Source organism: Haloarcula sp. CBA1122, assembly GCF_009741785.1.
Classification (GTDB): domain Archaea; phylum Halobacteriota; class Halobacteria; order Halobacteriales; family Haloarculaceae; genus Haloarcula; species Haloarcula hispanica.
Genome location: NZ_WPCB01000001.1, coordinates 187,189 through 200,970, shown reverse-complemented (window position 1 = coordinate 200,970; position 13,782 = coordinate 187,189). Strand labels below are relative to the sequence as shown.

The following is a 13,782-nucleotide window of genomic DNA, read 5'->3' as shown; positions in this document are numbered from 1 at the left end:
CAGCACAGTTCTTCTGAATATGCCCCGAACGAATACTGGGTTCAGACTGGTAGTTTGTATAACCGAAAAGATAGAACGAAAATTGGGAAATACCAGACCATACCTCTATGCTTGTACCTATACTATGGGTGAGTGTCTATATATCCGATTGCTTTCCTGCTTCTGTTTGGGTGTCGTGCCACGGGTTCCACGCTCGTGCTACGCCGCACTCGGCAACCACTCTGTTGTATCATCCGCTTCAGGCCCCATGGTTTCAATACGCTCTGTTATCTCATTCGGAAACAGTGACTCTCAGTCGCCACCGCACCTCACCAAGCAGTTTTTTCGGTGTTGTTCGGGAACTGCTCGCCAGACGCTCGCCACTCGAACTGACTGAGCTTCTCACTTCTATAGTAACAATTGAAACGATGTACACACTGATCGCACTGCCGCCGTGCGATCAGGTGTGCATTGATTTTCAATGGCTACTATAGCTCCGGCGCCGACTACGACAGTACGATGACCGAACGCTCATCCCCGCCAGAATGACACCACAGGCTACTGATTCCGATATTTCGGACACCGCTGCTGAGACACCTGTTCAAACAGCCGACTCGACGTGGTGGCTTGTAGCGGGTGCAAGCCTCATCTCGTTGGGACTGGCTGCCTACGAGATCGTCCCTGCAAGCGTGACACCACTCATTCAGGAGTCACTACAGGTCGGGCCGACAGCCGCCGGCCTCCTGGTCGGGGTCATGTTCGGCACCGCTGTCGTCGTCAGTCTCCCTGTCGGGGCTGTGCTGGACCGGACCGATTCGAGGACCGCGATGGCACTTGCGGTGGGCACGTTAGTCATCGCCGGGACGTGGGGCTGGCTAGCCGGTCGGCGTGGCCAGTACCAATCAATCCTCGCGTCGCGTGCACTGGGAGGAGCTGCGTATGTCATCGTCTGGAACGCCGGTATCGACATGGTGAGCCGGGCCGTCGACGGCTCCAACCGTGCGACAGCAGTCGGCATCTTCACTGCCAGTGGGCCGGTCGGCTTCGCACTCGGACAGGGAACGGGGCCGCTCATCGCCCAGCGGTTCGGCTGGCCGGCTGTCTTTCTGGCATTCATTGGCCCCGCCCTCGCGGGCTTGGCCGTCTTCTGGCCGGCGAGCCGCGGGCACGGCGGGAGCCGCGGCGATGCCCCGTCCCTGCAGGAATTCGGGGCAGTGCTCCGGAGCCGGAACGTCTGGCTCGTCGGTGTCCTCGGCTTCCTCGGCTACGCGCTGTACCTGTTCGTGAATAGCTGGGGCTCGTCGTACCTCACGCAAGGACTGGACTTCTCCCTGGCCGTAAGCGGACTCGTCGTTGCCGTGTTCCCCGCCGTTGGTGTGGTCTCTCGAATCAGCGGCGGGCTCATCTCGGACCGGGTCTTCAACGGCAGACGGCGACCGGTCGTGTTGTCGTCCTTCGGCCTTGCTGCGCCGCTTCTCCTCGGGTTTACGCAGTTTCGCTCGTTGCCACTGCTTGTTGCCGTCCTCCTGCTGATCGGGTTTGCGGTCCAACTGACGCTTGGCCTCTCGTTTACGTATGTTCGAGAGCTCGTTGATCCGCCCGTCGCTGCGACGGCGGTCGCGTTCCAGACCAGTATCGGCCTGGCAGGGGCATTTGTTGCACCGATCGCTGGTGGAGCCGTAGTAAACAGCGTCGGATTTGAGCCGGCGTTTTTTATTGGCTGGCACGGTTGCTGTCGCCGGTATCATCGTCGCCTGGCAGGCCCCAGAACCGGAACGCCAGTAGGGTAGTACGGACGCAGTTCAGACTATGGCGACGGAATGCTGAGCCCAGATTCGCACCGTCTTCGGACAAACTGATTTGATGATGGTCTGTATATTGCGAACGAATGCCAGCCGAATCGTTCACACTCGCGGCCGCGCAGGTAGAGCCAGTCTACCACGACAAGGAGGGAACGCTGGACAAGACATGCCGGTATATCGAGCAGGCGGGACGGGACGGTGCAGACATCGTGGTCTTCCCGGAGACGTACTTCCCGGGGTACCCATACTGGCGAGGTAGCGTCTCTATCTCCAGATGGACCGACCTGATGGTGGACCTCCAGAAGAACAGTCTCCACGTCGACGACGAGGCTATCGAGGTACTCGGTGAGGCAGTCGCGGAGGCGGACCTCACACTCGTGCTGGGCACGAACGAAGTCAGTGACCGGCAGGGAAGCGAGACGCTCTACAATTCGCTGTTTTACTTCGACAGTACGGGGGAGCTGATGGGTCGACACCGGAAACTGATGCCGACCCACGAGGAGCGAGCCATCTGGGGCCGGGGCGACCCATCCAGCCTGGCCACGTATGAGACGGATGTCGGTTGGCTCGGCGGTCTCATCTGCTACGAGAACCACATGACGCTCTCGAAAGCGGCGCTGACCGCAATGGGCGAGGAGATACACGCCGCCGTCTGGCCCGGCTTCTGGGAACAACACGGTCATCCAGGGGACAAGACTCGAGCGGAGACGAGCGAGGCCGTGGATACCTGTGATATCTATCCCGCCATGCGGGAGTACGCCTTCGAAACCCAGTCGTTCGTCGCTGCGTGCTCGGCGTACATGAGCGACGCTGTTCCAGACGGTTTCTCTGAGGACGAACTCGGGTTCAACGTCGCCGCGGGCGGGAGTATGCTCATCAACCCGGCGGGGATTGTCAAGGCTGGTCCGCTGGTCGGTGAGGAGGGGCTCCTGACTGCCGAGTTCCAGGACGACGAACGGCGGGCGACAAAGGCGTACTTCGATGCGATGGGTCACTACACCCGCTGGGACGCAGTGAGCCTGTCTATCAACGACGAAACGTTGGCGCCCTCACAGCCGCGAGAACCAAGCAAAAATCCGGTCGCCGGAACCAGTTCACTCTCGGCAGCACAGGCACAAGCGGTCGCCGACGAGTACGACGTTCCTGTCGAGGCTGTCGAAGCTGTCGCCGATAAACTGACCGACTGACCACGATTAGTTATAGTAGCCATTGAAAATCAATGCACACCTGATTGCACGGCGGCAGTGCGATCAGTGTGTACATCGTTTCAATTGTTACTATAGGTACCCTCAAATAAACCACACATGCTACGCGGCTGAGTTACTTATTGTAACTGTCCGGAATCAGCACGACGCCGTGGAAGTCGAAGAGGTCGGAAACAGCCGCCTCGATACGACCGAAGTTCGGCGGTAGCGCGACTGCCGGTAGATAGAAATCGACGTTTGAGAACTCGCTATCCGCGGTGGATTGGTTTTGTGGTTCACTCATGTCAATACAATATACTGGGTACAGCCTTCTAAGCTCATTGTAGGATAATTACGGGTATTTATTACGCACAATTATAAACGATTGTTAATACACATTCCGATAGAGACGTGTGCTACTCGCCGAATTGGCTGGTTCAATGACACATGTCTTCTGAGTTGTTTCTCGTTACTTCGTCGCTTAGACTGCGTCCGGAGACTCGTTCTCATTGGTGAAAACACAGTCTCGCTAACACGATCGGGGCCATTTGGGACGGCAGTCAGCTTTTTATTTTTGCCCTCGTGTGTGCACCTGTGCATGTAAACATTGACGTGGAGACCCCGCGTACATACAGCAGTTCACAGATGATGCCACTCCGTTGTCGAACTGGTATTCGTCTTTGACGCTTCGATTGTAATCTCCGTACCTAAAATGTCAATAACGACGAAAATACACATTGAACACGAACGCCTCGCTCTGGTTCCAACGTTACAGAACCTCGAAGACATAGCGATACGTGTCATCACACAGGGGAATACCGATCCGGGCTCCACTGTGTTTCCGTTCCTCATCGAGTATCGTGACAGAGACCGACTCGAAGAGATGCTCGATGCCGATCCGACAGTCCAGAGCTACGAACTCGTCGACTGGACCGACCAGACCGGCATATACTACATCGAACACACCCCCGAAACGAAACTCATCAGCTCAGTCGTCACGGATGTCAACGGATTTCTCGTCCATACCGAAACGAAGGGCAACGGATGGCTCGTCCGACTCCTCCTCCCCGACCGAGAGGCACTCAACACGATCTGGGAGTATGCCAACGAGAACGACATCTCGCTCGATATCATCGAAATCTACGGAAACACGGACACCGGCGGCGAATCGTCGTACGGCTTGACCGATGAGCAGCGGACCGCGCTGACAACCGCCTACGAAAACGGTTATTTCGGAGAACCCAGGGATATCTCCTTGAACGAAGTCGCAGACGAAATCGGATTGTCCTCGACAGCGATGAGCGGCCGTCTCCGGCGGGGTATGCGGAACCTCATTGCAGCAACAATAATCGACAGAAAGGAGTGAGTCCACAGTTCCGCCACTGGGAGCGCTCGGAAGGCGTTCCAATCGTTTTACCGATTTAAACCAACTCTCGTGACATCGAATCGCATTTGAAACTGTATCCTGGTGTATGTGCACACAAATATCGAAAATAGAGTCATTGATGCAGATACTGGACCTATCTAACCGTGGTGTTTACTCGGATCGCCCGCTCGAATCCTTTTGACGGTAGACCGGTCGCAATGCTTTCGCGTCTTTGTTGTATCCCAACCACACGCTCAACGCTGTTGCGGCGAAGACAAGATACACGGGGAACAAGAGAACAAGTGCGTATCCAGCAAACACCGGTGTCAGGACGTCTAGCCAGTACAGTGTCGCAATCCCGGCGAGTCCACCGACCGCGCTCGCGATAATTCCCAGGCGAAACGCCTGAGCAGCGGCGGGACCGGGCGACAGGTGAATCGTATCCATACGGCGTTTTATATGGCTGGTACCTCATAAGTCGCGCGCGAGATACGCTATCAAGGTCCGGGCTAGCATTGGTGTGGCGACATCCCACTGGTTCAGATCCAAACGGCAGGATTCCAGTTCCAGAATACGACTTGCTGTCACTTGAAACAATGTCCGTATAGTAGCCATTGAAAATCAATGCACACCTGATCGCACGGCGGCAGTGCGATCAGTGTGTACATCGTTTCAATTGTTACTATAGCTCGGGCAGCGGATTTGATGCGTCGGTTTCGAGCGGTGGCCTCGCTCGTCGGTGGGACGGACTTATTACCAGCAGCCCGACAAAGAGGTACGTATGAAACTCTCGCTGATCGCCGCTGTTGCGACTAACGGCGTGATCGGTGCCGGCGGCGACATTCCGTGGCAGTATCCCGAGGATCTGATACATTTCAAACAGACGACTATCGGTCATCCGGTGATTATGGGCCGGCGTACCTTTGAGAGCATCCGCCGTGATCTCGACGGCCCACTCCCGGAGCGATTGAACATTGTTCTGACTACGACGCCGCGTCACCTTCCTGACAGTGTCACGGCTGTCACCTCGACGACGGCGGCGTTGACCGAAGCGGCCAACAGCGGCGCATCTACGACGTATGTCATTGGCGGCGCTACTGTGTACGAGCAGTTTCTCCCAAAGGCCGACGAGCTAATCCTCACCGAACTAACGGCAGCGTTCGACGGCGATACGGTCTTCCCGACCGTCGACTGGTCGCGCTGGTCCGAGACGGAACGAACGATACACAGCGACTTCGACATCGTCAAATACACCCGAGTCAGCAGTGACCCGGACTGATATCTGCCGAACAGTCACACCAACCGCTCGGTCGTGTTCCGTGCCGGTCGTTTCGTACTACAGCTACCAGTTTCAGCCGAGTAGCGAGATACCAGATACTGTTGAATATTCATGTTCTGGGGCTGTTAAACAACGGTTTTGAGTGTCGAAATTGCCCGCAAAGTCCCTCCCGCATATAAAACCCAGAAGCAAGTAACAATATCCTTTATTAGTATTTCACATCTTCTTTCATAGGCATGACCGGTAACGAGGAACATCCTAACCATCCCAGTGTCGACCAGTCAGATCGGACTGTCCCCCGTAACCTCCGCCAGACTGGTGACCCCAACATCGAGATGTTGGTGTCAACGCGCGTTCGAAAGTCCCCGTTCTTCCACAAGTCGTTCAACGAGGAGGGTGCCTGGCGGGCAACTGTCTACAACCGCCTCTATCACCCGCGCGGTCTCATCGAGCCCGAGGACGGCGGCGTGATGAAGGAGTACGACGCACTGACTAACACCGTCACCCTCTGGGACGTCGCCGTAGAGCGACAGATTCGGGTCAAAGGGCCCGACGCCGAGGCGCTGACGAACTACGTCGTCACCCGCGACGTGACAGGTATGGACGCCATGGACGGAAAGTACGTCATCCTCTGTAACGAGGACGGCGGCGTCCTGAACGACCCCGTTCTCCTGCGCCCCGAGGAAGACGAGTTCTGGTTCTCTATCTCGGACTCGACGCTGATGCAGTGGCTGCAGGGCGTCAACGTCGACAACGACTTCGACGTCGAAATCGATGAGATCGATGTGGCTCCGATGCAGATCCAGGGCCCGAGGGCGCTCGACGTGATGGTCGACGTCGTCGGCGACAAGGTCAAAGACGTCCCGTACTACGGCCTGATGGACGCCGAAATCAACGGCTGTGATGTGTTGATCAGCCAGACCGGCTTCTCGGGTGAGAAAGGCTTCGAGGTCTACGTCAAAGACGCGATGGAAAACGCCGAACAGGTCTGGGACCCCGTCATGGAGTCCGTCAAAGACCACGACGGTCGCCAGATCGCACCGGGACACCACCGCCGGATCGCCGCCGGTATCATGTCCTGGGGCCAGGACCTCGACCACGAGACCTCGCCGTTCCAGGTCAACCTGGGCTACCACGTTCCCGACGACAAGGAGGCCGACTACATCGGCAAAGAGGTCCTCGAAGAGCAGAAAGACCAGATCGAGAACGGCAACTACCCGTTCGAGCACAAGCTCATCGGCCTGAAGATCGCTGGCGAGCCGATCCGTGACTACGCCCCCGACTTCTGGCTCATCTCCGACCCGGACACGGGCGAAGAGTGTGGCTACCTCACCTCGCCGTGGTGGAACCCGGATCTCGAAACCAACATCGGGATGGGATTCGTCCCGGCCGAGAAGATTCAGGAAGTCACCGACACGCCGCTCAACGACGAGATCTACGACGAGGAACTTGATCTGGAGTTCCAGGTCCATCTCCCCGACGAGTACGCCGACGAGCCCGGTGAGCCGGTGTTCGCGACCGCCGCGAAAGTGCCGTTCAAGGAGTCTGTCAACCCGAGCGCCCGTGAGCAGGCGAAGCTCACGCCCGGAAAGAGGCCGAAAGCGACGACTAATCCCCACTCCGTCTGTCCCAGCAGTCCGCACACCCACCTGTCGTCCGCCGCTATTTTACCTCCCGACTGCCGCGCCCGGTTTTCACTGATACCGTTGTAGCCCTCCGACCTCTCTCCTGCAGTTCCGCGGCCGTATAGATGCTACCCGGAAAATCTCACTTCATGTTTCTTGCTGGACTGCGTCGGGGATACGCTGGCCACGGCATGACACGCTGGCAGTCTCTGCCAGCGAGACGGTCGAAAACAGGTACTTGTAGCTGGGTGGCCCGAGGACGGACAGTAAGTAGATCGGTTTCAGGAGTCGAGACGGTTGTGCCGCCATTTTTCCGTATCAGGCGTCTGATTGAACGTGTAGATGTGGACGCCGCGGATGTTGTACTCGTCGTCTCCGACGTAGGGCGCGAGGCCGTCGATGAGTTCGTCGGGTTCGTAGGTCCCGCGGGAGCCGACCAGTTGCTTGACGAACCCGAGAATGCCCGTCGTCTTCCTGAGGAACTTGATCGAATCACCGACACCGACCTTTTGAGAGATTTGCATCAGGCGCTGGTAGTTCATCACGCCCGGGATACCGACTTCGACCGGGAGTTCGATACCGCGAGCACGGATGCCCTCGACCCACTCTAGCACTGCATCTGGATCGTAACAGAGCTGGGTGACGATGTATGTCGCGTACGGCGCTTTCTGTGCCATCGACTCCGCCAGCGTCTCGTCGTCGATGAAGTCGTGGCCCTCGGGGTAGCCCGTGATTCCGACTTCCTCGAAGGAGTATTCGGTCTCTGCGAGCGCTTCGAGCAGGCCGTGCGCCGACTCGTACTCACCGGCCGGTTCCTCGCGGTCACCTCCTGGGACGAAGATGTCCGTGATGCCTGCCTGCTCAAGTCGCTCTGCAATCGCTTCGAGTTGCTCCTGGTCTTCCACATACCGGGCCGCGATGTGTGGCACGACATCGTACCCCATTTCGGCAGCTTCCTCCGTCTTTTCGACGGTTTTCTCGATGCCGAGTTGTGGTGAGGTCGTGATTGCGATAGTCGCATTGTCGGGGAGGTGGGTAATCTCCTCGTCGAAGCTCTCGAACGGCATCAGTTCGAACCGGGCGCTCGTCAGCAACGTCCGGACACCCTGACTGTCTGAGACAGCGCGTGTTCCGAGGGCCATGAGTTGCCAGAGATAAGGCGCACCCGTACTTTTCTCTGTGGGTGGGGCATCGAACCCATTTATAAGAAATCGCTTCTATCACGCGCTATGAGGCGCACACTGCCGGATCCGACTGGCCACAGTCCCGTAGGAGACAGCGTGGTCCGGTTCGTCCGCGAGCCGGCACAGGACGAGATCTAACAGATTGAGTTCCGCCAGCAGGTCCCGGGTCTGGCCACGGTCGAGACTCAGGCATCGCTGTACCTCGTACACCGTGTCGGAATCGACGACCGCGTCCGCGACGTCTTGCAGCTGGACATCAGCTGGGAGTCCAATCCCGTCGGTGACCAGTTGCTCGTCTGGAAGTTCCCCGACCGAACTCTCGGAACCAACTGACTCGGCCGAAACGGGTTCGGCCACACTGACCTGTCCGCCCCCGGCATCGACTTCACCCTGGCTCGCGCCGTTGTCAGACTGCCCTGATTCGGCCGCTTCTTCTTCCTCGTCGCTGGAGGTGTTGTACGTGTTCGGGACGTGGATGTCCGCTTCTATCATGTACCGGCGGACCGTCTCGGAGGAGACATCCATCTGTATCTGCTCGGCGATCTCCCTGAAGTTGTCACACTCGTCGTACAGTGCTTGCAGGTAGTCGGTGTCCTCGTACGGTGGGACGGAGTCGTCGCGGACGGCGGCGAACGGGCCGTATTCAGAGTTGTTCTCGCGATCAGACTCAGGAGCCGCTGTAGCCGCGCCGTCCGACTGTGGGCTTTCCCGTGAACCGTCACCTCCCTCACTGACAGACTCTGAATCCGAGATATCCGAACCGTCGAGCGCGTCAATGTTACTCTCGACGGCATCGGCCGAACGCGCTACGGTGCCTGTTGCTGAATCGCTATCGACAGCTGGCTCCGGCCCACAGTCGACGCTGGCTGCCTCGTCTGGCGCGCCCATGGCATCAATTGTCAGCTCTACCGTCAGGAGCAAGCCGTCGTCAGTAACCGTCGCCGAGGCATCACCTATCGACAGTGAGGTCCCAGCGGTCGACGGAAGTTCAGTGGCCGACGGTGAGAACGTGACTTCGAGGTCACCACTGTCGGTTAGATTCGCCGTCTCCGGGCTGAGACCTTCGTCAGCGCCGCCGCCGGAACGCAGCGAGACCGGCATCGCCACCGTCACATCGAGGACTGCATCACCGGTGTCGGCCGGCAATGCTTCGACGGTCTCGATGGACCGACCGCGGGATTCGTACGCATCGATGACCTCCGCGAGCGCCGTGAATGCGGTGTGAAGTCCCATGTCATTGAGTGACTATGACACGTTATGCTGTAGAGATAGGTGTGGAATACCGAACCCATTTATAAACTTCCCCAAAACTACGGCTAGCAACACACGTCTGAAACAGTGCCCGCAGGCGGCTCCTCGGATACGTCTCGGTTATCGCGGTGTCGCGATGCCTGCGAGGCGTTCCCCTTTCACGACGACAGACTCCCTGGCAAGCGAGAATATCACTCCTCGTTCTGTCGCTGAGACGACCTGTTGTTGCTCGAACGAGGAGGGTTCGTAGACAGCCCCCAGTCGCTCCCCGGCGTCGACAGTGTCACCGACGGCGATGTCCGGCCGACATTCGAACAATCCCGATTCCGACGCGGTGACCGGCTCCGCGTCGTTTCGAAGCACCGTCTGCCCGGCATGGGGCTCCGGCTCTGCCGGGAGGACTGCCCGCTCGCGCAGGAGATTCTGTATCCCGTCGACACCAGCCGCAACCGCGTCCTGTGCTATCCGGCGACTGTTCGATAGCTCCGCCGTGATAACCGGAATGCCGGCTGCCGCAGCCGCAGCGCGGAACGTCCCGCCAGAGCCGTCGTCGCCGGTGTCCTCGGACTCGTCGGTGATTCTGTAGGAAGTACCGAACGCTTCGGCGAGGCGCTCGGCGGCCGGGTCGCCCGCCCGGCATCTGACGTGTTCCAGCATATCTGCCGTGCCGGTGTGGAGATCGACCGCGGCGTCCGCGTCTTTCACGAGTTCCCACAGCCGAGCGGCAAACTGTTCCTGTAGGCTTCCGGACTCGTCTCCCGGCCACACGCGGTTCAGGTTCGGGTTCATCACGTCGTACTCGCCGGGGGTCATGTACGACCGGTGATCGAACGCGAGCTGGTTCACGACTGGGATGACAAGTACTGTCCCGGCGATAGCCGCGTCGGTCAGGCGGTCGTGCAGTCGCCGTAACGCGGCTGGGCCGTTGAGTTCGATGCCGTGTTGCGCCGCCTGAATATACACTGTCGGCCCGGGGCTGCCGACGTACCGGTGGACAGTCACGGACACGGCTCGTCCTGACGGGAGTCTCCCGAGCCGTCGGTCAGTCGTCGTGTGCGTGACGGCGGTGTAGTCCATATCGATGCCCGGCGGCGCGCAGGCAAAAGCGCTGGGAGTAGGAGCGTCGCTGGGCCACACGGAGCGGTGCTGTGATACTCCTTCGGAACAGAACCACTGACCGGTAGAGCGGCTGTCGCCGGTGTGAAACCCCGTATCATAAAAATCACAGAGGGCTGTTAACATATAACTTGACAGTACAATAGCGTGTTGGACACTGCTCGGAGTTTCTGACCGGAAGCGACAATCACCACAGGGGACCCAAATCTATTAACAATGGTACTCCTGTTATTCTGAAACACTACGTGATAATGCGATGTCAGTTTGCAAAGGAGGTGGACCAGGCGGTAACTATATTGCCACGCCATAGCACGTTCTACCCAGAGTCATGGAGCCTACCGATAGCCTGCCGACCCAGGCCGATACCGTCATCGTCGGTGCCGGAATCGTCGGCTGCAACATCGCCTACCAGCTGACAGCGCTCGGCCGTGAGGACGTGGTCGTAGTCGACCAGGGGCCGATGCCAACCACTGGTGGATCATCCACCCACGCTCCCGGAATCATGTTCCAGACCGCGGAGCCGAAAGTCCTCAGCCAGTTTGCGGACTACAGCCGTCGGCTGTACTCGGACCTCGAGGGCGCGGATGGGCAGCAGGCCTACAACGAAACAGGCGGCATCGAAGTCGCGCGCAGCGAGGAACGCATGGACTTCCTCCAGCGTCGCGTCGAATACGCCAAGGCCTGGGGCATCGAGGACCCGCAGTTGCTCTCGCCCGAAGAAGTCACCGAGCACCTCCCGCTGGTCGACGCCGACCAGATCAAGGGCGGCTACTACTCCCCGACGGACGGGCAGGTCTCGGGCGTCGTCGCGTGTGACGCACTGGCCAGGGAAGCGATGGACGGGGGCGCGAAGTTCGTGCCGCACACGCGCACCGAGGACGTCGAAACAGCGGACGGCGAGGTCCAGGCCGTCGTCACGGAGAACGGTAGTATCGAGTGTAACGAGGTCGTCGTCGCGACGAACATCTGGGCCCGTCAACTCGGCGAGAAACTCGACGTGCACCTGCCGGTGACGCCGGTCGAACACCAGTACACGATGACGGAGTCCCTCGACGAACTGGCCGACAGCGCGGTCGACATCACGGACCACCCGCTGTTCGAGAACTACGAGAACGTCTCCGGGGAGAAGGCAAAACGGCTCCTCGTGGGTCCGGACCGGCCGATTCTCCGCGACCAGGACAACGCGATGTACTACCGGAACCACGGGGACTCCTACGGTATCGGCTCGTACAACCACGAGCCAATCGTGCCCGATCCACAGGACCTCGGCGGCAACGACCCCGACGGCGAGCAGGGCTCGGTCCACGAGTTCACGGACTACCACATGGACAACGCGACACATCCGGACCGGCCGGACAAGGCCCCGCGACAGGCCAGCGACGAGCTGTTGCCCGCGACGGCCGGCAAGGAACTCGAACACAAGTACAACGGCATGTTCGCGGAGTCGCCCAACGGCCTCCCTGTGATGGGGCCCGTCCAGGAGTACGACGGCCTCTGGACGGCGGCGGCCATCTGGGTCACCCACGCCGGCGGTGCCGGCAAAGCGCTCGCCGAGTGGATGGAACACGGCGTCCCGCGCCTCCCTGACGGCCCGATTGACCTCGCCCACTGCGACGTGAACCGCTTCGACGAGCACGAGGGCAGTTGGGACTTCGCTCGGGACATCGGCGGCGAGGAGTACCGCATCGTCTACAACATCATGCACCCCAAGTGGGTCTGGACCGACAAACAGCGGGACATCCGTCGGACCCCGATGTACCACACCCACAAGAAGTACGACGCCGAACTGTGGGCCGAGGCCGGCTGGGAGGAACCCCACTGGTTCGACTCAAATGCCGACCTCCTGGCGGAGTACGGTGACCAGATCCCCGACCGCGAGGGCTGGGAAGCGAAGTACTGGTCACCCATCGAAGGCGCCGAGGCGCTGAACGTCCGGGAGAACGTCGGGCTCCACGACATGACATCGTTCAACAAGATGGAGGTCATCGGGAGCGACGCCGGCGAGTTCGTCCAGTACCTCTGTACGAACGACATGGACATCGACGTGGGCGACGTGAAGTACACGCTGATGTGTAACGAGGGCGGCGGCGTCCGGGCGGACATCACGGTCACGCGAACCGACGAGGACCGCTACCTCCTACTGACGACGGGTCGCGAAGTCGGGAACAACCATGTCGCGTGGGTGCGCGAGCAGTCCCCCGACGACGTGGTCGTCAACGACGTGACCTCCAGCCTGGCGGCGATGGTCTGTACCGGCCCGAACGCCCGGAAGGTCCTCTCGAAGATCACCGACGTCGACCTCTCCGACGACGCCTTCCCGTTCTTCACGAGCCAGCAGTTCTTCATCAAGAACATTCCCGTGACTGCGCTCCGCGTCTCGTACGCGGGCGAGCTCGGCTGGGAGCTCTACACGCCCTCGGAGTACGGCGAACGCCTCTGGGAGCACATCATGGAGGCCGGCGAGGAGTACGGCATCCGCCCGTACGGCAACGGCGCGCTGAATTCGCTGCGAATCGAGAAAGGCTTCCGCCTCTGGGGGAAGGACCTCCACACGGAGCACAACCCGTACGAGGCCGGCCTCGGGTGGGCCGTCGACCTCGAAACCGACTTCATCGGCAAGGAGGCCGTCGCCGCGGCCGCCGACGGCGACAACATCGACCACAAGGTCGCGTGCCTGACGCTCGACGACGAGGATGCCGTCGTGCTGGACAACAAGCCAGTCCTCGACGGCGACGAGACTGTCGGCTATCTCCACAGCGCCGAGTACGGTTACACCGAAGGGGCCTGCGTCGCGTACACGTACCTGCCGCCCGAGTACGCCGAACCCGGGACCAGCGTCGAAATCCTCTACGAGGGAGAGCGGTACGACGCGACTGTGCGTGAGGAACCGCTGGTCTGAGAGCGGTCTGTGACCAGCCGCTGGTTCTATCGGGATTGTAACACGCTGTGGTTCAGTCCCGCACTGCGGTTTCTTCTCGCTACCTACTGATACCCGA

Annotated in this window: 9 protein-coding genes and 2 pseudogenes; 6 read left to right on the top strand and 5 right to left on the bottom strand. The window is 59.7% G+C overall.

From position 1 onward, the window contains the following. Positions 1-524 precede the first annotated feature (524 nt). Positions 525-1,764, top strand: a pseudogene (locus GJ630_RS00875) (MFS transporter). Positions 1,765-1,867: 103 nt separating this feature from the next. Then, positions 1,868-2,968 carry a carbon-nitrogen hydrolase family protein gene (locus GJ630_RS00870; protein WP_146417900.1) on the top strand — a complete coding sequence of 367 codons (1,101 nt, stop codon included), beginning with the start codon at positions 1,868-1,870 and terminating at the stop codon, positions 2,966-2,968. 133 nt (positions 2,969-3,101) lie between these two features. Here the strand turns inward: GJ630_RS00870 and GJ630_RS19395 are convergent, their stop codons facing one another. After that, positions 3,102-3,269: a hypothetical protein gene (locus GJ630_RS19395; RefSeq protein WP_175055176.1), complete on the bottom strand. Its 168-nt coding sequence runs from the start codon at positions 3,267-3,269 to the stop codon at positions 3,102-3,104. Positions 3,270-3,677: 408 nt separating this feature from the next. Here GJ630_RS19395 and GJ630_RS00865 point away from each other — a divergent pair, with 408 nt between their 5' ends. Beyond that, positions 3,678-4,331, top strand: coding sequence for a helix-turn-helix domain-containing protein (locus GJ630_RS00865; RefSeq protein WP_014031192.1), 654 nt, complete (start codon positions 3,678-3,680; stop codon positions 4,329-4,331). A gap of 171 nt (positions 4,332-4,502) precedes the next feature. Here the strand turns inward: GJ630_RS00865 and GJ630_RS00860 are convergent, their stop codons facing one another. Next, positions 4,503-4,778, bottom strand: coding sequence for a hypothetical protein (locus tag GJ630_RS00860; RefSeq protein WP_014031191.1), 276 nt, complete (start codon positions 4,776-4,778; stop codon positions 4,503-4,505). Positions 4,779-5,112: 334 nt separating this feature from the next. Between GJ630_RS00860 and GJ630_RS00855 the strand changes: the two genes are divergently transcribed. Beyond that, on the top strand, positions 5,113-5,610 hold the full coding sequence (locus tag GJ630_RS00855) for a dihydrofolate reductase (RefSeq protein WP_050006942.1): 498 nt from the start codon (positions 5,113-5,115) through the stop codon (positions 5,608-5,610). Positions 5,611-5,846: 236 nt separating this feature from the next. Continuing rightward, positions 5,847-7,222 (top strand): annotated as a pseudogene (locus tag GJ630_RS00850) (aminomethyl transferase family protein). 294 nt (positions 7,223-7,516) lie between these two features. Here the strand turns inward: GJ630_RS00850 and GJ630_RS00845 are convergent. The 3 genes from GJ630_RS00845 to GJ630_RS00835 form a co-directional block, all read right to left on the bottom strand. Further along, positions 7,517-8,377 carry a methylenetetrahydrofolate reductase gene (locus GJ630_RS00845; RefSeq protein WP_146417902.1) on the bottom strand — a complete coding sequence of 287 codons (861 nt, stop codon included), beginning with the start codon at positions 8,375-8,377 and terminating at the stop codon, positions 7,517-7,519. A gap of 78 nt (positions 8,378-8,455) precedes the next feature. Next, positions 8,456-9,652 (bottom strand): hypothetical protein, encoded by a 1,197-nt coding sequence (locus GJ630_RS00840; protein WP_146417903.1) that lies wholly within the window; start codon positions 9,650-9,652, stop codon positions 8,456-8,458. Positions 9,653-9,790: 138 nt separating this feature from the next. Next, positions 9,791-10,747 carry a succinylglutamate desuccinylase/aspartoacylase family protein gene (locus GJ630_RS00835; protein WP_044952818.1) on the bottom strand — a complete coding sequence of 319 codons (957 nt, stop codon included), beginning with the start codon at positions 10,745-10,747 and terminating at the stop codon, positions 9,791-9,793. A gap of 367 nt (positions 10,748-11,114) precedes the next feature. On the opposite strand from GJ630_RS00835, the gene GJ630_RS00830 reads away from it, so the two are divergent. Then, positions 11,115-13,685 (top strand): FAD-dependent oxidoreductase, encoded by a 2,571-nt coding sequence (locus GJ630_RS00830; protein ID WP_191449137.1) that lies wholly within the window; start codon positions 11,115-11,117, stop codon positions 13,683-13,685. The last annotated feature ends 97 nt before the right edge of the window (positions 13,686-13,782 follow it).

Coding starts and splice junctions, on each gene's coding strand:
- GJ630_RS00870 (WP_146417900.1), top strand. CDS start 1,868: ATGCCAGCCGAATCGTTCACACTCGCGGCCGCGCAGGTAGAGCCAGTC.
- GJ630_RS19395 (WP_175055176.1), bottom strand. CDS start 3,269: ATGAGTGAACCACAAAACCAATCCACCGCGGATAGCGAGTTCTCAAAC.
- GJ630_RS00865 (WP_014031192.1), top strand. CDS start 3,678: ATGTCAATAACGACGAAAATACACATTGAACACGAACGCCTCGCTCTG.
- GJ630_RS00860 (WP_014031191.1), bottom strand. CDS start 4,778: ATGGATACGATTCACCTGTCGCCCGGTCCCGCCGCTGCTCAGGCGTTT.
- GJ630_RS00855 (WP_050006942.1), top strand. CDS start 5,113: ATGAAACTCTCGCTGATCGCCGCTGTTGCGACTAACGGCGTGATCGGT.
- GJ630_RS00845 (WP_146417902.1), bottom strand. CDS start 8,377: ATGGCCCTCGGAACACGCGCTGTCTCAGACAGTCAGGGTGTCCGGACG.
- GJ630_RS00840 (WP_146417903.1), bottom strand. CDS start 9,652: ATGGGACTTCACACCGCATTCACGGCGCTCGCGGAGGTCATCGATGCG.
- GJ630_RS00835 (WP_044952818.1), bottom strand. CDS start 10,747: ATGGACTACACCGCCGTCACGCACACGACGACTGACCGACGGCTCGGG.
- GJ630_RS00830 (WP_191449137.1), top strand. CDS start 11,115: ATGGAGCCTACCGATAGCCTGCCGACCCAGGCCGATACCGTCATCGTC.